Raw genomic sequence first — 18,494 nt, forward strand, 5'->3', positions numbered from 1 at the left:
TGACTAGCCGTGTGAAAGCAGGCTGGGCCGACAAGTACGATCGTGTTTATTGCCCAAAGCAAAACGGCTCGATGCCTCGACGAAACTATGCTTTCACCTCGGCTTCGATAATCCTCTGCGGGCTTGGGCGCTGAGGCCCGGTTGTTGCGTCCCATCACCACCCTCGGGGGCCACATTAGTTTCGGACGCCTCCTCTATAGGCGCTCTTAGACTTAGATTAGATCCCCGCCCCGCGCGTTTGGAAGGGGCGGTCCTAGGTCAGAGACCCGCGGCCTTGGTCAGATTGACCCGAAAGCGGTCGCGCCGGCGCTGATATTTGCGTGTCATCTCGGCGGAGGCGTGGCCAAGCTGCTTCTGGACGTAGCGCTCGTCCACCTCGGCCGAGGAAGCGAGGCCGGTGCGCAGCGAATGCCCGGCGAACTTCGTCTCCCGCTCGCCTTCCGGCAGATCGGCGCGCACGCCAGCGGCGAGTGCCGTCCGCTTGACCAACCGGGCGACCTGCTGGTCGGTCAGGCGATCGGGCCCGACGTCCTTGCCTTGACCGCGCACCCGGCGGAACAATGGACCGTGGCCGATCCGGGCCAGTTTCAGCCAAGTCCGCAGGGCAACGATGGGCAGGTCGCATCGGATGAGCCAAGGCCGATCTCGATCTCACGCCAGCCGGTCTTGCCACGCAGGGTGACGATCAGGCCCTTGCCGAGGATCTCGACCCAGCCTTGGCCGTCCGCGGTCTCGTCGCGGCCGACGTCGAGACCGACAATCTCGGAGCGCCGCAGGCCGCCGGCAAAGCCGATGAGCAGCATGGCGCGATCGCGCAAGCCCCGCAGCGTGCCGCGGTCGAGCGTCTCAAGCATGGCGACGTCCTCCGGCAGCACGGCTTCTTCTGCCAGGGCGGGCGGCGTGGGTGTTGCGGATGCCGGCTAGTACGGTTGCGATGTGGCGATCTGTGCGGTCGAGCGGCGTCCCGCGCTGGGCGTAATTCCAGCTCAGGGCCGAGAGCCGGCGCTCGATCGTGGAGACCGCGTTCCCCCGGCGATCAGCCGTCGCCGCGCCCGAAGCGCAGGCGGTGATGTAGACCCCGACCGTCTGCGCCGACGGCGGCAAGACGTCGAGGCCCTGGCGTCGGCACCAGGCGGAAAAGTGCTTCCAGTCCGCCGCATAGGCGCGGCGGGTGTTGGCCGAGCTCGCCGCCGCGACATAGTCGCGGGCGCGATCGGCAAGCCGTTCGAGATGCGCCGGCAGGGCAGGGGAGGGGACCTCGACCATGTCTCGAACGGGAGCGGCGATGTCGGGAGAATCCTGGTTTTCGGCGCCGGTCATGGTCATGCTTCCTCTCCGTACATATTGTGTGTGTACGGAATTGACTTGGTCTGCTGTCTCGTGTACATACTGTGGCTGTACAAGGAGTGGATTGAGCCATGGCGCGCGTTGCCATCGATGACACCAACCGCATGAATCTGCGGATCAAGCCGGAGGTGAAAGCCCGGCTGATGCGCGCGGCTGCGCTACGCCATACTGATCTGACCAGTTTTGTGACGCAGTCGGCGCTGCGCGAAGCGGACGCCGTCATTGCCGAAGCCGATGTGATCAAGGTGCCGGAACGCGATTTTGCGCGCATCCTCGACCTCCTGGACAATCCGCCCAAGGCGAATGCCAAGCTGCGCGCGGCCGCAGCCAGTCTGCCCAAAGATCTGTGACGGTTCCGGCTTGGCATGAGGAGCCGATCGCCAAGAGCCATGATCGGGAAACCTTTGACTGTGGGGACGACGCGCTGAACACCTTCCTGATGCGCTATGCGCGCCAGGGGCATGAGCAGAACGCGGTCAAGACCTATTGTGCGATCGCCAATGACGCGCCGAGCCTCGTCCTCGGCTTCTACAGCGTTGCGCCGGCGTCGGTCGCTCACAAGGCCGTGGCGGCCGTCATGACCAAGGGCCTGGCGCGCCACAAAGTGCCGGGATTCCTGCTGGCGCGGCTCGCGGTCGACAAGACGGTCGCGGGCAGGGGACTGGGTGGCCAGCTCCTGTTGGCGGCCGCTTTGCGCTGTTTGCGGGTGACGGAAGAGATCGGCGGCGTCCTGATAGGCATTGAGGCCAAGAACGAGCGGGCCGCGCAGTGGTATCGCGGCTTTGGCGCCGAGCCGCTGGCCTACCGGCCGCTTACGCTTGTTGCGCCGCTTGCGACCTTCGCCGATGCGTTGCGGGCAGCCGGACGGCTCTAGCCAGGCCCCGGCGTCCTCTGCCGACACCCACGTAACGTTGCCTGGACTTCCGGACGCCACGTCGAGCGGCGGCCGGGAGCTCGATTGCGGGTGATTTTCGGTCGTGTAGGCGCTGAGAATCGGCATCCTCTATATAAAGGAGAAAACGACTGATAAGCACCGCGCGTGGTTAGACTCGGCCATCCATCACGCACGCGAATCCTCCCTGAAGCCCCGCCGGCCTTTCCGCCCTGTCCGATCTGGGTCCGGACCGCCCCAGCTGCGCAATCCGTTGACGATGCGATGTTTTTCGCCGGGGCCGCACTGGCCGCCATTCATCCGATCGCCCGCAGCGAGCACCTGCTCGGCGCTCTCTGGCGCGACCGATTGGCGCTCGCCGACGCCGCCGCCCTGACCCGGCATGCTGGCCGCAGCGAAGATGAGGCGGCACTCCGCGACGCCTGGTACCTGCGCCGCCAGACCGATGATCCTGGCCCGGGTGGACGCCTCCTCAAGGCTTGGCGGCATCTTGGCGAGCGTGCCGCAATGGTGCCGAACGCTTGGCTGATGACCCTGGCCGTTCGGTTCGAGCTGTACTGAGACGAGGCGCTGCTGGACATCGTCACCGTCGCGGCGAAGCTGGCGTCCGGACAGGGCAGCGCCGTTGCAGCCGACGCGGAAATTGCCGCCGCGAGCATGCGCTTCATCCCGCAGAGCGAGCCGCTGCGTTGTGGCTTGCCTTATGGTGCTCGCCCATCGCCTGAAATGGCCGAGGGTCGTGCCGCTGATCGCGGGCCAGGTCCGCCGCGCCGATTTGCGCGCCGCTGCCAAGGCGGGCGGGCCTGACGAAACCTGGCCGATCGCTTGCGCTCACGCCTTTGCCCGCGCCGCCGGCGCTGCCTCGGAGCTCTATGCCGACCTCGTACGGCGGGCCAATCGGCTACTGGCCGCTGCGCCGAAGCTGCGCCGCCGCGACGCCGACATGATGGTGGCGATCCTGCTGATAGAAGACGCGCAACCAGCCGGCGCGGGCAAAACCGCGAGCGATCGCTCGACGCGGCGCCTGTTCGAGCGGCTGGTGGCGCTCGGCGTTGTGCGCGAGCTCACCGGCCGGCCTACCTTCCGACTCTACGGGCTCTGACATGGGACGGCGCGCGCGAGCGAAAGCGGATCTCGACACTGAGCTCGCCGACATGCCGCCAGAGCTGCGCTGGCGCGAGTGGATGGGCCGGGTCGAGGCCGTGATCTTTGCCTCGCCCGAACCGGTGATGCGCGAGACCCTCGCCCGCGTCGTCGGGCGCGATTGCAGCATCGAGCTCCTGATCGATGACATTCGCGAAGAGCTGCGCGGCCGGCCCTACGAACTCGTGACTGTCGCCGGCGGCTGGCAGCACCGCACCCGCAAAGTGTTCGCGCAAGCCATCCGCGCAGCGACTGGGCGTGGTGAGCAGGTGTGCCCGCTCTCGCAAGCGGAAAGCCTGATCCTGATGTGTATCGCCTATTATCAACCGATTACCCGCAGTGAGCTCTCCTTCTTCTTCGGCAAGAAGGTCAGCCGCGATCTGATCGGCCACCTGCGCGGTCTCGGATTCATCGCCTCAGGCCCGCGCACGCCCCAACCGGGGGCGCCCTATACCTATGTCACCGCCAAGGGGTTTTTGGTCCATTTCGGCTTCGAGACGCTGCGCGACCTGCCGGACATGGAAGCGCTGGAGAACGAGGTATTCATTGTATTGAAGATACGCCACGCCAGAACTGCACGGCTCGCCCAGTCGATGATGGCAACGAGATAAAGAAAGCCACGGCCGATGGGCAAATACGTGATGTCGGCCGCCTACACCTGGTTCGGCCGGTCGATCGTCATGTTGCGCAGCAGATAGGGATAGATCTTGTGGCCCGGCGCCGGCTTCGTCGTGTTCGGCTTCGGTCCCAGCGCCGCGATGCCCATCTTGCGCATCAGGCGCTGCACGCGCTTGCGATGACCTGAAGCCCCTCAGCCTTCAGCATCGCGGTCATTCGCGGCGAGCCCAGGAACGGCCAGGCCGTGAACAGCTCGTCGATCCGCCGCATCAGGGCAAGGTCGTTGTCGTTGGCCGGCCGGGGCGGCCGGTAGACGCCAGAGCGGGAGATGCCAAGCAACATGCATTGCCCGCGGACCGACAGCGCCGGCGCGATCGAGCATTCCCGGACGGTCCGGCGTGCTCATCTTCCGGACCTCCGCACTAAAAAATCGCGCTCGACTGTCAGTTGTCCAATCTTGGCGTGCAGCTTCTCGATCTCGCGTTTACGAGCGTCCTCGCCCTCCCGCCCGAACATCCGCGTCAAAGGCCCGGGCCGCCTGTTCCAGCAGTTGCCTCTTTCAGGCATAGATCTGGTTCGGATGAACCTCGTAGCGCGGGGCCAAATCGGCCACCGTCGCCTGCTCCCGCACCGCCTCTAGCGCGATCTTTGCCTTCAGTGCCGCGTCGATCTTGCGTTTCGGCTTCTTCGTCATTGTTCACTCCGTCTATCAGACGGAGCGGCCTTTTTCCAACTAAGCCTCTGGTCCCAAAATCGGGGGCGCCATTTCACTTTACACGTTGCAAGATGGTTTGCCGCGAGACGCCGAGTAGATTCATGGCCTTGAACGTCTTCACGTAACCTTTCGGGCGCGCTCTCCACAAAGCGCGACCGCAACTTGTCGTTGATACGGATTCGCCACGGCGCGTCAGGTGTGATCTGCTCTCCGGCAATGAAGCTATCGTTGAGGCAGCGATGCAAAGTAGAGGGTGCGATCCCGAGAGCGCGTGCTGCTTTCTCGATCTTCATGCACTCGCCGTCCTGCACTTGCTGTTTCGGCTCAAAGCACGGGATCTCCCAGTGCGTCCGCAGGCTCGACACACGATTTGCCGTAAACGACAGTCCTGTGGCCGTTGTACGGCCTTGGCGATTGAGGATGCCGGTGATCTTGGTGTCGGGATAATGTGCCGCCAGTCGCCGCAGCAGATCGATCGTATCGTCGGCGGTGCGGATCGGCGATGGATGCGAGTGCGGCAATGGGGCATTACCCGTCTGCCTATCGTCCCGGAACGTTGCGTGAGAAGCTGTTCGGAGAGGGGTCTATCTGCCCTCGAGTCACCCGGCCGCCGCCTATCGGGATATCGAGGCAGTCAAGCGCCGTGCCGGCCAATTAGAGGGCACGGCCGAGCGCCAGCCCGTCGAGGCGTGACGCGCGATGTCCGAGCCGATTCTGCAGCTGCGTGATGTGTACCTATCGTTCAAGGGAATCAAGGCGCTCAATGGGCTGAGCTTCGGGGTCGCCCGAGGGAGATCTGCGCGCTGATCGGTCCTAACGGCGCCGGCAAGAGCTCGATGCTGAACATCATCACCGGAGTCTACCCATTGGAAATAGGTTTCCGGATGGTAGCGTGGCGACAGTGTTTTCCGCATATTTTTTTGCTCCACCAGGCTTCTAGCTTAGGGGGCTACTACAAGGTTCGGTAGTTGGCTAAAGCCAAATTGAGGCCCTAGGGTCCGGCCGCCGATCATCATCGACGAACAGAAGTGAACGCAAGCGCACGTGAAGCCGCTGCCCGCAGCGCCTGCCGGTCACCTTCCCCGGCGTGGCGCTGGCCAGGCTGGAACTCAAGGCGGTGTTCGGTTCGATCTTCCAGCGCCCTCCCGCGCTGCGCCTGGCCGTGGCGCCCGAAGAACTGAAGTTGCGCAAGGAGATCATCACTGACGGGTTCGAGGAGTTTCGGTTCTCTCGTGATGCGCGGACGCCGCCGGGGATCGCGATACCGCAGTTTGCCGGCGCACGCGCCGGTCAGATCAGCCAGCCATCAGGTAACCAAGATGGACGTGCAAGAAACCACGGCAGCATGCCGGGACGCCTTCGCCGAACTGGCGTCGCCAGCATGCATCCACGACCCGTATCCATTCATGCGGTGGTTGCGCGAGCACGATCCGGTGCATCGCGCGGCGTCGGGCCTCTTTCTGTTAAGCCGCCACGCCGACATCTACTGGGCGCTCCAGGCCACGGGCGATGCGTTTCGGGGACCGGCGACGGGCGAACTGGCGCGCTATTTCCCCCGTGCGGCGACCAGCCTGTCGCTCAATCTGCTGGCGTCCACGCTAGCGATGAAGGATCCGCCAACGCATACGCGTCTGCGCCGGCTGATCTCGCGCGACTTCACCATGCGCCAGATCGACAACCTGCGGCCGAGCATTGCGCGTATCGTCGCAGCGCGCCTGGAGGGCATGGCGCCCGCGCTGGAGCGCGGGGAGGCGGTGGACCTGCATCGGGAATTCGCGCTGGCCCTGCCCATGCTGGTCTTCGCCGAACTGTTCGGCATGCCCCAGGACGCCATGTTCGGGCTCGCCGCCGGCATCGGCGCCATTCTGGAAGGCCTGAGCCCGCACGCCAGCGATCCCCAGCTCGCCGCTGCGGACGCGGCCAGCGCCAGGGTGCAGACCTACTTCGGCGACCTCATACAGCGCAAGCGCACTGATCCCCGCCACGACATCGTGTCGATGCTGGTCGGCGCACACGACGACGATGCCGACACGCTGTCGGATGCGGAGTTGATCAGCATGCTGTGGGGCATGCTGTTGGGCGGCTTCGCCACCACTGCTGCGACCATCGACCATGCGGTCCTGGCGATGCTGTCGTATCCCGAACAGCGGCACTGGCTTCAGGGAGACGCCGCGGAGGTGAAGGCATTCGTCGAAGAAGTCCTGCGCTGCGACGCGCCCGCCATGTTCAGCTCCATTCCGCGTATCGCCCAGCGCGACATCGAACTCGGCGGCGTGGTGATCCCGAAGAACGCGGACGCGCGCGTGCTGATCGCGGCCGGCAATCGCGACCCGGACGCCTTCGCCGATCCCGACCACTTCGATCCCGCGCGGTTCTACGGCACCGGTCCTGGCATATCGATCGACGGGAAGATCATGCTGAGCTTCGGCCACGGCATCCACTTCTGCCTCGGTGCGCAACTGGCCCGAGTGCAGTTGGCCGAGAGCCTGCCGCGGATCCAGGCCCGCTTCCCCAGGCTGGCATTGGCCGAGCAGCCGACCCGGGAGCCCTCCGCGTTCCTTAGGACGTTCCGCGCGCTGCCGGTGCGGTTGCCTGCGCAGGGGGGCTGAGATGCGCGTCGTGGTCGACCAGGATCTGTGCGGAACCACCGGGCAGTGCGTGCTGAAGCTGCCGGGCGCCTTTCGCCAGCGCGAATCGGACGGCGTGGCCGAAGTGTGCGTGGCGACTGTCCCGCAGGCGCTGCACACCGCCGTGCGGCTCGCGGCCAGGCAGTGCCCGGTCGCCGCCATTCGGGTCATCGAAAGCGACGCTGGCGATGACGAGCGCGCCAGCGCCGACCCTGCGCCTTCTCCGGCGGAGGCCGAGCGGCATGCCGCGAAAGACCATCGCAATCCAGGAGGACACGATGAGACGGTTTGAAGGCAAGGTGGCCGTGGTGACCGGCGCCGGCGCCGGCATCGGCAAGGCATGCGCCCTCGCCATCGCGCGCGAGGCCGGCAGAGTGGTGGTGGCTGACGTTGATGGCTCGGCGGCCATCGCCTGCACCGCGCAGATCGCGGCCGAAGCGGGCCACGCGCTGGCCCTGGCCATGGACATCGCCGATGCGCAGGCGGTGACAGCGCTGTTCGAGACGACGGAGCGGCACTTCGGTGGGGTCGACCTGCTGGTCAACAACGCGAGCGCCATGCACCTGACCCCGCGCGACCGCGCGATCCTCGACCTGGACCTGGCGGTCTGGGATCAGACCATGGCGACCAATCTGCGCGGCACACTGCTTTGCTGCCGGCAGGCCATCCCACGGATGATCGCCCGCGGCGGTGGCGCAATCGTCAACATGTCGTCGTGCCAGGGGCTCAGCGGTGACACCGCGCATACGTCCTACGCCGCGTCGAAGGCGGCGGTGAACATGCTGACGGCCTCACTCGCCACCCAGTACGGTTATGCGCAGATCCGCTGCAACGCGGTTGCGCCGGGTCTCATCATGACCGAGCGTCTCCTCGCTAAGCTGGATGAGGGCATGCAACGGCATCTGCGCCGGCACCAGCTCCTGCCGCACGTCGGCCGCCCCGAGGACGTAGCCGCGCTGGTGGCGTTCCTGCTCTCCGACGATGCTGCGTTCATCACCGGCCAGATCGTGTGCATCGACGGCGGCATGCTGGCACATGTGCCGACGTACGCGGATGGTGGCAACAGCCGCGCCGCGCAGCCTGCCGGCGACACCGCCGAAGCGGCCGCGGCGCCGCACTGCTGATGGACATGCTGCTCAACCCGCTCGACCGTCGGCATCGGCTGCGGTGCGACATCCCGGTCGTGCCCGGCGCTTTCCCCCTGGTCGGGCATCTTCCCGCCATCGTCTGCGACCTGCCGCGCCTGCTGCGGCGCGCGGAACGGACGCTGGGTAGGCACTTCTGGCTGGATTTCGGCCCTGCCGGACACCTGATGACCTGCGTGGATCCGGATGCGTTCGCACTGCTCCGGCACAAGGACGTGTCCTCGGCGCTGATCGAAGAGATCGCGCCCGAATTGTTTGGCGGAACGTTGGTCGCCCAAGACGGCGGCGCTCACCGGCAGGCGCGCGATTCGATCAAGGCGGCGTTCCTGCCCAAGGGGCTGACCGAGGCCGGCATCGGCGACCTGTTCGCGCCCGTCATCCGGGCGCGGGTGCAGGCGTGGCGCGACCGCGGCAACGTAACCATCCTGCGCGAAACCGGCGACCTGATGCTCAAGCTCATCTTCAGCCTGATGGGAATCCCCGCGCAGGACCTGCCGGAATGGCATCGCAAGTACCAGCAACTGCTGCAGTTGATCGTCGCGCCGCCAGTCGACCTGCCCGGACTGCCCTTGCGGCGCGGCCGCGGCGCCCGGGAATGGATCGACGCGCAGTTGCGCCAGTTCGTCCGCGACGCACGGGCGCATGCCGGGCGCACCGGGTTGATCAACGACATGGTGAGCGCCTTCGATCGCAGCGGCGATGCGCTCTCCGATGACATCCTGGTCGCCAACATCCGCTTGCTGCTGCTTGGCGGCCACGACACCGCCGCCTCGACGATGGCCTGGATGGTGATCGAGCTGGCGCGGCAGCCTGAGCTGTGGGACGCCCTGGTCGAGGAGGCGCAACGTGTGGGCGCGGTGCCGACCCGGCACGCGGACTTGGCGCAATGTCCGGTCGCCGAGGCGCTGTTCCGCGAGACGTTGCGCGTGCATCCGGCGACCACGCTCCTGCCGCGTCGCGCGCTACAGGATTTGCAACTTGGCCAACGGCGCATTCCCGCGGGCACCGATCTGTGCATCCCGCTGCTGCATTTCTCGACCTCGGCGCTGCTGCACGAGGCGCCTGATCAGTTCCGCCTGGCACGGTGGCTGCAACGCGCGGAGCCGATCCGACCGGTGGACATGCTGCAGTTTGGTACCGGTCCACACGTCTGCATCGGCTACCACCTGGTATGGCTGGAACTGGTGCAGTTCTGCATCGCTTTGGCGCTGACCATGCACAAGGCCGGGGTACGGCCGCGGTTGCTGAACGGCGTCGAAAAAGGCCGGCGCTACTACCCGATCGCACATCCGTCCATGACAATCCGCATCGGATTCTCATGAGCTGGCATCGCATCACATGCCCCGTGTGGCGAGGCAGCGGCGCTGGCAACGCGCGGCATTGCTGCACTGGCTGCGACGCCAGCAACCCGCGGCGGCTCGCCGCTCGCCGTGGCCGTCTCCTGTCAGGTACAAGGACATGAAGACATGCAGACCGGTTCCACGCTACACGACGACTGGACTGGCGTTTCCGCGCTCGGCGGATCGGGCGCGCAGGCGCGCGGCGCATCCGGCTGGCTGCTGCCGGAGATCTGGATGCTGGACGGCGCAAAGCGGGTCGAACAGGCGCTGGCGCGTCTTCTCTGCGCCAAAGACGACGGTGAGACCGAGCTGATGGCGGCGATGCGCTACGCCACCTTGAATGGCGGGAAGCGCACCCGCGCCTTGCTCAGTCTGGCTGCCGGCGCACTGGCCGACACGCCGGCGCACATGCTCGACGACGTTGGCGCCGCCATCGAGATGATGCACGCCTGTACCCTGGTCCACGACGACCTGCCCGCGATGGACGACGACGTGCTTCGCCGCGGCCTTCCGACCGTGCACGTCAAGTTCGGCGAAGCCACTGCGATCCTGGTTGGCGATGCGCTGCAGGCGCACGCCTTCCTGACCCTGGCGAGCCTGGATGCGCCGGGCGACAACCGTATCGCGCTCGTGCGCGAACTGGCGCAGGCGGTGTCCGCCGAGGGTGCCGCAGGCGGGCAGGCCATGGATCTGTCGCTGGTTGGAAAGCAGGTCGGGCTGGACAGGATCGTGGCGATGCACCGGATGAAGAGCGGAGCGCTAGTGCGCGCGTCCGTTCGCATGGGCGCGCTATGCGCCATCGCGGAGGATGCCACGCACGCTCCGCTGTACTGTGCGCTCGATTGCTACAGCGCCTGTTTCGGCCTGGCGTTGCAGGTGGTCGACGACATTCTCGACGCGACAGCGGATACCGCGACGCTGGGCAAGACCCGCGGCAAGGACGCGGCGGCGCAGAAGCCGACCTGCGCGTCGATCATGGGGCTGCAGGCAGCGCGCCAGTTCGCGTTGGATCTGTTGCGCGACGCCGGGGAGGCCATTGCCCCACTGGGGCCGCGTGCGGAACGGTTGGCGCAACTCCTGCGGCGGGCCAACGCGTATCTGTTCAAGCACGCGCCATGCGCATGAGCGCGCCCGTCCGCATGGAGTCGCCCCTGTGGCGCTGCGATCGGCCGGCGGCAGCGGTGCATGCTGCACTGTGTCCGAGTCCGCTGCGCCGATCGCAGCGGTCGCCCATCGCGGCCGCGGCGCACGCGGCGCGCAAGCCTATGCGGCGGACCGGCGCCAGCATCGGGGGCGCGTCGCTGCGCCGGAGTAGGGCGGCCGTCCGGCGCTGCCCATGCGCCGGGCCGCGACGGGCCTGCGGCGACGTGCGCAGCGTCTGCTCGATCCTGGTTCTCGTCAAACCGCTGCGGAAGGAACATCCCGCGTGAACGCGCTGTCCGAACAGATCCTTTCCGAATTGCGCCACGTGCTGAGCGAGATGAGCGATGGCGGCAGCGTCGGTCCGTCCGTCTACGACACGGCGCGAGCTCTGCAGTTCCGCGGCAACGTCACCGGCCGGCAGAACGCATACGCCTGGCTCATCGCGCAGCAACAGGCCGATGGCGGATGGGGAAGCGCGGACTTCCCGCTGTTCCGCCATGCGCCCACGTGGGCGGCGTTGCTGGCATTGCAGCGTGCCGATCCTCTTCCCGGCGCGGCCGACGCAGTCCAGGCTGCAACCCGATTCCTCCAGCGCCAGCCCGATCCCTACCCGCATGCGGTGCCGGAAGATGCGCCGATCGGCGTGGAGCTGATCCTGCCGCAGTTTTGCTGCGAGGCCGCATCCTTGCTGGGCGGCGTGGCGCTTCCGCGCCACTCGGCGCTGTTGCCGTTGCGGCAAGCGTGCCTGGTCAAGCTGGGGGCGGTGGCGACGTTGCCGAGCGGCCATCCCTTGCTGCACTCCTGGGAAGCTTGGGGGACGTCGCCGGCCACCGCATGCCCGGATGACGACGGCAGCATCGGCATCAGTCCGGCGGCCACCGCCGCGTGGCGTGCGCATGCCGTGACACAGGGGAGCACGCCGCAGGTCGGAGGCGCCGACGCGTATCTGCAGGCGGCATCGCGGGCGACGCGCAGCGGCATCGAAGGTGTCGTTCCCAACGTCTGGCCGATCAATGTGTTCGAGCCATGCTGGTCGCTGTACACCCTGCATCTGGCTGGGTTGTTCGCGCATCCCGCGCTCGCCGAGGCGGTGCGCGTGATTGTCGCGCAGCTCGACGCCCGCTTGGGCGTGCGCGGTCTGGGCCCGGCCTTGCACTTCGCGGCCGATGCGGACGACACCGCCGTTGCGTTGTGCGTCCTGTGCCTTGCAGGCCGCGACCCGGCGGTCGATGCGTTGCGCCATTTCGCGATCGGCGAGCTGTTCGTCACCTTCCCCGGCGAGCGCAATGCCTCGGTCTCGACCAACATCCATGCCCTGCATGCGTTGCGACTGTTAGGAAAGCCCGCCGCCGGCACCACCGCCTACGTCGAGGCCAATCGCAACCCGGATGGTCTATGGGACAACGACAAATGGCACGTTTCGTGGCTGTATCCCACGGCGCATGCGGTCGCTGCGCTGGCGCAAGGCAAGCCCCAGTGGCGCGACGAGTCCGCGCTGGCGGCGCTGCTGCAGGCGCAGCGCAATGACGGCGGCTGGGGCACCCGTCGCGCGTCCACATTCGAGGAAACCGCCTATGCGCTGTTCGCGTTGCACGTGATGGACGGGAGCGAAGAACCGACAGGGCGCCGGCGCATCGCGCAGGCGGTGGCGCGCGCGCTGGAATGGATGCTCGCCCGTCATGCGGCGCATGCATTGCCGAAGACGCCGCTGTGGATCGGCAAGGAACTGTATTGTCCCACCCGGGTCGTGCGCGTCGCCGAGCTCGCCGGGTTATGGCTGGCGCTTGGTTGGGGCCGGCGCGTCCTGCCCGAGGGAGCAGGAGCGGCGCGATGATCCAGACCGAACGCGCGCTGCAGCAGGTGCTGGAGTGGGGGCGTTCCCTGACAGGGTTCGCCGACGAGCATGCCGTGGAAGCGGTCAGGGGCGGCCAGTACATCCTGCAGCGCATCCAACCGAGCCTGCGCGACATCAGCACCCGCACCGGCCGCGATCCGCACGACGAAACGCTGATCGTGGCGTTCTATCGCGAACTGGCGCTGCTATTCTGGCTCGACGATTGCAACGACCTTGGCCTGATCGCGCCGGAGCAGCTCGACGCGGTAGAGCAGGCGCTGGGGCAGGGCGTCCCGTGCGCGCTCCCCGGATTCGAGGGCTGCACTGTGCTGCGCGCTTCGCTGGCCGCGCTCGCCTATGATCGTCGCGACTATGCTCAGCTTCTCGACGATACTCAGTGCTACTGCGCGGCGCTGCGCGCCGGACACGCGCACGCGGCAGGGGCGGAGCGCTTCTCCTACGCCGAGTACCTGCACAACGGCATCGATTCGATCGCCTACGCGAACGTGTTCTGTTGCCTGTCGTTGCTGTGGGGCCTGGACATGGCGACCTTGCGCGCGCGTCCGGCGTTTCGCCAGGTCCTGCGGCTCATCTCCGCGATAGGGCGCCTGCAGAACGATCTGCATGGACGCGACAAGGACACATCGGCCGGCGAGGCCGACAACGCGGCGATCCTGTTGCTGCAGCGCTATCCGGCTATGCCTGTGGTGGAGTTCCTCAACGATGAGCTGGCCGGCCATACGCGCATGCTGCGCGGAGTGATGGCGGAAGAACGCTTTCCCGCGCCGTGGGGACCGTTGATCGAGGCCATGGCGGCCGCCCGCGCGCAGTACTACCAGACCTCGACCAGCCGCTACCGCAGCGACGCTGCGGGGGGAGGCCAGCGTGCGCCGGCCTGAACGCGCGGAAGGCGGCGGCGTGCGCGCGCTGCCGTCGGTCCAATCCGACGCAACGCGGTCGCCCGATGCGACGGAATGGAGCGAACATCGCATTGCCTCGCCTTAATTGTTACCGGATGTTGAGCCGTTGCCTCACCTAAGTTGCTCCCTCGGATCGGGAGCGAACGGGGGCGAAGATGGGGTGGTAAGCATGGCGACGCGGAAGTAGCTGACGGCGGCGGCAAGGACGCGCTATCGGACCTCGGATCGCGCGAAGAAGGCGAGGATATTGGACGAGTTCGTCGGCATCACGGGATTCCGTCGCAAGCATGCGATGCGGCTTCTTCGAGGTCAGGGCGACGCACCCCCGAGCCGGCAGGCGCGACGCCGGGTCTATAATGAGGCAGAATACAACGCGCTCGTACTCCTTTGGGAGGCGTCAGATCGGATTTGCGGGAAGCGGCTGAAGGCGTTAATGGCGATGGAACGGCACTGCCACCTCGGCCTTGCCCCGAGACCCGCGACAAACGTTTGGCAATGAGCGCTGCGACGATCGACCGCGCATTGGCGCGGGTCCGCGAAGGAGTCGCAGTATTCCAATACGGTCGTCGGCAGATTGGAACGATCCGGCGCCGGGGTTCGTCGAGGCTGACCTTGTAGCGCATAGCGGTCCATCGGCGCGCGGCAGCTTCATCCAAACCCTCGTGCTCACCGACATTGCTACCGGCTGGACGGAGTGCGCTCCTCTGATCGTGCCCGAACAAACGCTGTTGAGTATGGTGTTGACGGAGTTGCGCAAACAATTGCCCTTTGCGCTGATCGGCCTCGATACGGACAATGACACTGTTCATGAATGAGACACTGAAAGCCTACTGCGATAGGGCCAACATTGTCTTCACGCGTTGCCGGCCCTACCGGAAGAACGACCAGGCGTTCGTCGAGCAGAAGAACGGAGCCGTCGTGCGCAGGATGGTCGGCCATCGTCGGTTCGAGGGCCTGAAAGCGGACCATCTCCTGGAGCGCGATCTGATGTGCGGGGTGATCGAACTGCTGTTCCTAAAGCCAGCGCAGATAGCGCATGGTCCAGCCCTGCGGATAGGTGCGGCCGTGCTTGAGCATGAACGTGTTCACCTGTTGCCGGTGGACTCGCAGTGCTTCAATCGCTGCCGCTCGGGCGAAAGAGATCTCGCATCGCCTCGGGGCCTTCATCGGGAACCCACACCGCGGTCAGTTCGCCAGCAACCGGGCGAAAGAAACGGCGTCTCGGCGGTTCGTCTTCACCCGATCGCCGGGCTGCTTCCTTAGGATCAACGATGGCGCCACCACCGTGCATTCGTGGCCGAGCGATCGGATCAGACGATAAAGGCCATAGCCCGTCGGGCCGGCCTCGTAACAGTGGACGCGATTAAACGGGCTGGCGATCCGCACTATAACGCGGCCCATGTTGACGGCCGAAGCATCGACTTCACCGAAGAAGCGAACGCCTCCCTCCCGGCCCTGCCTCCGCAATCGCGACGGCATTTCTCAGTTTGGCGACATCGATGCCAACAAATGCTTCCCTATAATCCGCCACGGCGCGTCCTCCTGTGATGAGGATAGGCTCGGAACCTCAGCAACCCTCGGACGCGCAGTGTAGGGCGAGCCACCTCAGCGGCAGAGACGGACATACGGTCTTACAATCAATTCCTGCCATGACGATGAGACCAATCTCATTCCTTCACCGCTTGGAGCGATGAGGTCGGCTTCGACCAGCAGTTTCCCCGGAGAGAGTTCCTCACCCATGTTGTGAGCCCGACTACAATCTCGGGATATGTGCTCCTGGGAACGTTTAGCATGGCGCCTTGCGCCGCCCAGTAAAGGACGCACCCGCAAGACGGCACGGCATTCGCGACGCTCTAACCACAGCGTTCTGCGTAAGCGACCTAGTGTCGGCACGCCTCCGGATAACTGTTGCAAACATACTGGCCAAATGGATATGGAGCAAGATCTTCACATCCATTGGGGTCGCCGACGCAAGGACTTGATGGTCCGGCTGCGAGTGCATGGGCGTTGAGATGCTGCCTCGCGACGTAGACGAAAGAGGGCGCCGCCACCGCTAGCGCGAGGACGATCGCCGATATAATCCAAAAGCGTTTCATTTCAGCAGTAACTTCCTTAGGTTGATTCGGTCACGCTTAGCCAAACGCGTAACAACGCGGAGTTTAACTCGAGCGCAATTGAGCTTTCATTTATTAGCTGCTCCACACAGCGGCCTTTGTAATGGCGGCGCTCTTCGCGTCTCCGGCCTGCGACGGGTCAGTGGCAGTCGACTCCGAACGCGTAAGTCGAGCTGCAAACTACATTCTCAACTGCCCCGGGCAGCAAATCTCTTGAGATCGCGCCGATCACGATCTCTGTTGCGCTTCTTTGCTGACGGGCCCCCCCGGGTGGCTGATACCGAACGGCAGCTCGGCCCCTCGCGGCGCCTATTGCCCTTACCAAACGAACTTCGCGCCGTCTGGCAGCTCGCAGACAAATTCACCCTGGTTCACGGCTTCGGCCGCTCCAGCAACCAACTTTGAGGCCCTTACCTTGAGCTTGCCTTCGCGGTTAAGGCTGTGGCGGATGTATTCGGTAACAGGGTGTCCTGAGCTGTCTAAGGTTTGATGCACATTGGCGAAGCTGATTCCGTTCTGCGCGCTAACCCTGAAGGCGCTGATAATCAGGCCGCCTTGCACGGCTGGTCCGGGTTGACCGCCATCAACGGTTGTGCAGCGATCGAGATCTAGTATTAGCTTGACTACCTTGCCGGCCTGCAAGGCACTTAGCACGTCTACGTATTTTGCAGAGGGCTCGACGGCCTTCGCTGCCGTGCTCACGCTTGCAACCAAAAGCAAGGACAACAGTCTCGTTAGACATATGATATTGAGCCGCATATGCTCTTCTCCAATACAAGACTCACATACGTAAGCAGTAACCGTCCCGTCTCGTGCTCGGAGACTTTGGCGGATTCCGAACGTCAGGCGAACGTCGCCTTCGCGATAAACACCATGCGCTACTACCGTACGCAAGTGGTTGCGTACTCAAACCTAACGTCACAATCTCGTATGTAAGTTTTACGAGCGGCACACAATTTGCGATATCGTTCGGCACTATCAATCTGGCGAAAGCCGAACGGCAGAACGGGCACTAAATGACGAGGTCGATGATCTTCTATGTCAGCGCCAGGGGAGTGACCTAATTCCGCATTGAGGAGTAGCCGCTGCATCCGCGCTCGTGTTCGACGCGAGAAGCGTCACGATCCGTAAGTCGAGTAACAATACGGAGGTCAGCCGTCGTACTATCTTGATCCCTAACTTGCATCCTCTCGACATGACGCCACATAGCCCAAACTGCGATCTACAGTGACTTTGCTCCAAGTGTTATCCAGTCCTGAGTTCGCTCCAGCAGGTGGATTTGCCCGAATGGGCGACGGTAGCGACGGGAGCTGGTGCGGAGCTATGGTCGCGCGCCATGGAAAACGGCCCCCTCGGCGCACGAGGAATTGCCCCTCCTTGGATAGCCGAAGAGAGAGCGAATGAACCAGGAACGAATCACGGAAAGGACGCCGTGGAGTGGGGGCAGGCCAAGTAGACGCCGGATGACGTGGCGGAGATGTTGCCCGCCTGAGGGCGTGCGCGTGGGGCCTGAAACGGGTGCGCGGCAGTGGCAGCAGTCGCGATTGCTGGCCGTGAGCGCAAAGCGGCGCAACGCAAGGCCAAGCCGGATGTCCGAGCTCGCCGTTGCGATGCCGGGGTCATCGAGATCGAAGCCGAGGGCGTCACGATCCGGATTGGCCATGGCGCGGACGTGGCGATGATGGCGGCCATTGTCCATGTGCTGAAGGCAAGCCGGTGATCGGGCCGGCTGGAACTGTCTGGGTGATGGTGGCAGCTAACCCGGTCGACTTCCGCAAGGAAACGGAGGGGCTTGTCATGTTGGTACGCGAGCACATGAAGGCCGATTTCGTTCTCGGGTGATGTTTATGTGCCCCGTGCCAAGCGGGCGGACCGGATCAAGCTGGTCCTCTGGGATGATACTGGTTCGTGCCTGTTCGCCAAGCGGCTTGAGGAAGGCGTCTTCCGTTGGCCGAAGATCGAGGATGGCATGATGTATTTGTCGGCGACGGAATTGTCGGCGCTGCTCAAAGGGTTTGATTGGAGGCGTGGCCACGCGGCACGGAGAGGGTCGTCCCGGCTCCAGCCGGATAATTGTGGGCCGCGCTGCGGCAAAGTGAATCTTCGTCGCCAGGCGGGCACGAATATACTCTGATTTGCTCGTGGGCGATAACCTTCCTGCTGATCCCGAGACGCCAAAGGCGATGCCGCTTGCCGAGCGCCAAGCGAGGGGCTGCTCCATCAAGGAGCTGCAGCGTCATCGCTTTGGCCGGAAGGCCGAGGCGCTTCCCGAGGAGCAGACGCTGCTCGGGCTCGAGGAAGCACAACAGGTTGCGGCCCGCACGAAAGCCAGCCAAGACGAGACAGCTCCGGAAGGTCGGACGGAGTGCGGACGCAAGCGCCGCACAATCGCGGAGCACTACCGGCGCATCTGCCGCGTATCGAGGTCGTGGTCGGTATCCTGGCCGTCCTAGTGAGGGCAAGTGGCAGCATGATGGAAACCGGGGGAGCGGAGGATCGAGCAAGACCGAAGAGCTCTAAGCAAACAAGCGCGACCCGTTGATGAGGCCTCGATCCGCGATCTCCATCAGGGCCAGCGGCCATGGCATCGGTCGCACTAACAGGCCGTATACATGAACGTACCCGGTCCAAATGTTGTCGAACCTCTTGCACCTGC

Annotated in this window: 18 protein-coding genes and 7 pseudogenes; 18 read left to right on the forward strand and 7 right to left on the reverse strand. The window is 65.0% G+C overall.

Annotated features, from left to right (window positions below; translation table 11 throughout):
* Positions 1 to 258: 258 nt before the first annotated feature.
* A pseudogene (locus ML401_RS35325) lies at positions 259 to 1,266 on the reverse strand (site-specific integrase).
* A gap of 152 nt (positions 1,267 to 1,418) precedes the next feature.
* Here ML401_RS35325 and ML401_RS35330 point away from each other — a divergent pair.
* The 5 genes from ML401_RS35330 (at position 1,419) to ML401_RS35350 (ending at position 3,993) form a co-directional block, all read left to right on the forward strand.
* Positions 1,419 to 1,697 (forward strand): DUF1778 domain-containing protein, encoded by a 279-nt coding sequence (locus tag ML401_RS35330; protein WP_285813123.1) that lies wholly within the window; start codon positions 1,419 to 1,421, stop codon positions 1,695 to 1,697.
* Positions 1,694 to 2,221, forward strand: coding sequence for a GNAT family N-acetyltransferase (locus ML401_RS35335; protein WP_285813124.1), 528 nt, complete (start codon positions 1,694 to 1,696; stop codon positions 2,219 to 2,221). The genes ML401_RS35330 and ML401_RS35335 overlap by 4 nt, the downstream gene beginning before the upstream one ends.
* Positions 2,222 to 2,503: 282 nt before the next feature.
* Positions 2,504 to 2,800 (forward strand): DUF1403 family protein, encoded by a 297-nt coding sequence (locus ML401_RS35340; RefSeq protein WP_285813125.1) that lies wholly within the window; start codon positions 2,504 to 2,506, stop codon positions 2,798 to 2,800.
* A 142-nt stretch (positions 2,801 to 2,942) separates the two neighbouring features.
* Positions 2,943 to 3,341 carry a DUF1403 family protein gene (locus ML401_RS35345; RefSeq protein ID WP_285813126.1) on the forward strand — a complete coding sequence of 133 codons (399 nt, stop codon included), beginning with the start codon at positions 2,943 to 2,945 and terminating at the stop codon, positions 3,339 to 3,341.
* A 1-nt stretch (position 3,342) separates the two neighbouring features.
* Positions 3,343 to 3,993, forward strand: coding sequence for an SMC-Scp complex subunit ScpB (locus ML401_RS35350; RefSeq protein ID WP_285813127.1), 651 nt, complete (start codon positions 3,343 to 3,345; stop codon positions 3,991 to 3,993).
* A gap of 41 nt (positions 3,994 to 4,034) precedes the next feature.
* On the opposite strand, the gene ML401_RS35355 is transcribed toward ML401_RS35350, so the two are convergent.
* From ML401_RS35355 to ML401_RS35370, 4 genes are all read right to left on the reverse strand, one after another.
* The gene (locus ML401_RS35355; RefSeq protein WP_285813128.1) at positions 4,035 to 4,157 is read right to left on the reverse strand and encodes a hypothetical protein; all 123 of its coding nucleotides are present in this window, start codon (positions 4,155 to 4,157) and stop codon (positions 4,035 to 4,037) included.
* A complete protein-coding gene (locus ML401_RS35360) occupies positions 4,157 to 4,342 on the reverse strand; it encodes a hypothetical protein (protein WP_285813129.1) in 186 nt (61 codons plus the stop codon). Before ML401_RS35360 ends, ML401_RS35355 begins: the two co-directional genes overlap by 1 nt.
* Before the next feature lie 217 nt (positions 4,343 to 4,559).
* Positions 4,560 to 4,694, reverse strand: coding sequence for a hypothetical protein (locus ML401_RS35365; protein WP_285813130.1), 135 nt, complete (start codon positions 4,692 to 4,694; stop codon positions 4,560 to 4,562).
* A complete protein-coding gene (locus ML401_RS35370; protein ID WP_285813131.1) occupies positions 4,691 to 5,236 on the reverse strand; it encodes a hypothetical protein in 546 nt (181 codons plus the stop codon). The genes ML401_RS35365 and ML401_RS35370 overlap by 4 nt, the downstream gene beginning before the upstream one ends.
* A 178-nt stretch (positions 5,237 to 5,414) precedes the next feature.
* On the opposite strand from ML401_RS35370, the pseudogene ML401_RS35375 reads away from it, so the two are divergent.
* The 10 genes and pseudogenes from ML401_RS35375 to ML401_RS35420 form a co-directional block, all read left to right on the forward strand.
* Positions 5,415 to 5,593: pseudogene (locus ML401_RS35375) on the forward strand (ATP-binding cassette domain-containing protein); the annotation flags it as partial.
* Positions 5,594 to 5,799: 206 nt separating this feature from the next.
* Positions 5,800 to 5,937 (forward strand): annotated as a pseudogene (locus ML401_RS35380) (cytochrome); the annotation flags it as partial.
* A gap of 97 nt (positions 5,938 to 6,034) precedes the next feature.
* On the forward strand, positions 6,035 to 7,324 hold the full coding sequence (locus ML401_RS35385) for a cytochrome P450 (RefSeq protein ID WP_285813132.1): 1,290 nt from the start codon (positions 6,035 to 6,037) through the stop codon (positions 7,322 to 7,324).
* Between the two features lies 1 nt (position 7,325).
* Entirely contained in the window at positions 7,326 to 7,634 is a 309-nt protein-coding gene (locus ML401_RS35390) for a ferredoxin (RefSeq protein WP_285813133.1), read from the forward strand.
* Positions 7,621 to 8,466: an SDR family oxidoreductase gene (locus ML401_RS35395; protein ID WP_285813134.1), complete on the forward strand. Its 846-nt coding sequence runs from the start codon at positions 7,621 to 7,623 to the stop codon at positions 8,464 to 8,466. Before ML401_RS35390 ends, ML401_RS35395 begins: the two co-directional genes overlap by 14 nt.
* On the forward strand, positions 8,466 to 9,809 hold the full coding sequence (locus ML401_RS35400) for a cytochrome P450 (RefSeq protein ID WP_285813135.1): 1,344 nt from the start codon (positions 8,466 to 8,468) through the stop codon (positions 9,807 to 9,809). The genes ML401_RS35395 and ML401_RS35400 overlap by 1 nt, the downstream gene beginning before the upstream one ends.
* 144 nt (positions 9,810 to 9,953) lie before the next feature.
* A complete protein-coding gene (locus ML401_RS35405; RefSeq protein WP_285813136.1) occupies positions 9,954 to 10,952 on the forward strand; it encodes a polyprenyl synthetase family protein in 999 nt (332 codons plus the stop codon).
* 301 nt (positions 10,953 to 11,253) lie between these two features.
* A complete protein-coding gene (locus ML401_RS35410; protein ID WP_285813137.1) occupies positions 11,254 to 12,804 on the forward strand; it encodes a hypothetical protein in 1,551 nt (516 codons plus the stop codon).
* Positions 12,801 to 13,703, forward strand: a complete 903-nt coding sequence (locus ML401_RS35415; RefSeq protein ID WP_285813138.1) for a hypothetical protein — start codon at positions 12,801 to 12,803, stop codon at positions 13,701 to 13,703. The genes ML401_RS35410 and ML401_RS35415 overlap by 4 nt, the downstream gene beginning before the upstream one ends.
* A 208-nt stretch (positions 13,704 to 13,911) precedes the next feature.
* Positions 13,912 to 14,750 (forward strand): annotated as a pseudogene (locus ML401_RS35420) (ISNCY family transposase); the annotation flags it as partial.
* Here ML401_RS35420 and ML401_RS35425 read toward each other — a convergent pair.
* Positions 14,742 to 15,255: pseudogene (locus ML401_RS35425) on the reverse strand (IS110 family transposase); the annotation flags it as partial. The pseudogenes ML401_RS35420 and ML401_RS35425 overlap by 9 nt on opposite strands.
* 901 nt (positions 15,256 to 16,156) lie before the next feature.
* Positions 16,157 to 16,597 (reverse strand): VirK family protein, encoded by a 441-nt coding sequence (locus ML401_RS35430; protein WP_285813139.1) that lies wholly within the window; start codon positions 16,595 to 16,597, stop codon positions 16,157 to 16,159.
* 769 nt (positions 16,598 to 17,366) lie between these two features.
* On the opposite strand from ML401_RS35430, the gene ML401_RS35435 reads away from it, so the two are divergent.
* The 3 genes and pseudogenes from ML401_RS35435 to ML401_RS35445 form a co-directional block, all read left to right on the forward strand.
* Positions 17,367 to 17,558, forward strand: coding sequence for a hypothetical protein (locus ML401_RS35435; RefSeq protein ID WP_285813140.1), 192 nt, complete (start codon positions 17,367 to 17,369; stop codon positions 17,556 to 17,558).
* Positions 17,559 to 17,584: 26 nt separating this feature from the next.
* Positions 17,585 to 17,867, forward strand: a pseudogene (gene tnpB, locus ML401_RS35440) (IS66 family insertion sequence element accessory protein TnpB); the annotation flags it as partial.
* Between the two features lie 154 nt (positions 17,868 to 18,021).
* Positions 18,022 to 18,278: pseudogene (locus ML401_RS35445) on the forward strand (transposase); the annotation flags it as partial.
* Positions 18,279 to 18,494: the final 216 nt, after the last annotated feature.

The sequence above is a fragment of the Bradyrhizobium sp. 62B genome (genome assembly GCF_030272265.2).
Lineage (GTDB): Bacteria > Pseudomonadota > Alphaproteobacteria > Rhizobiales > Xanthobacteraceae > Bradyrhizobium.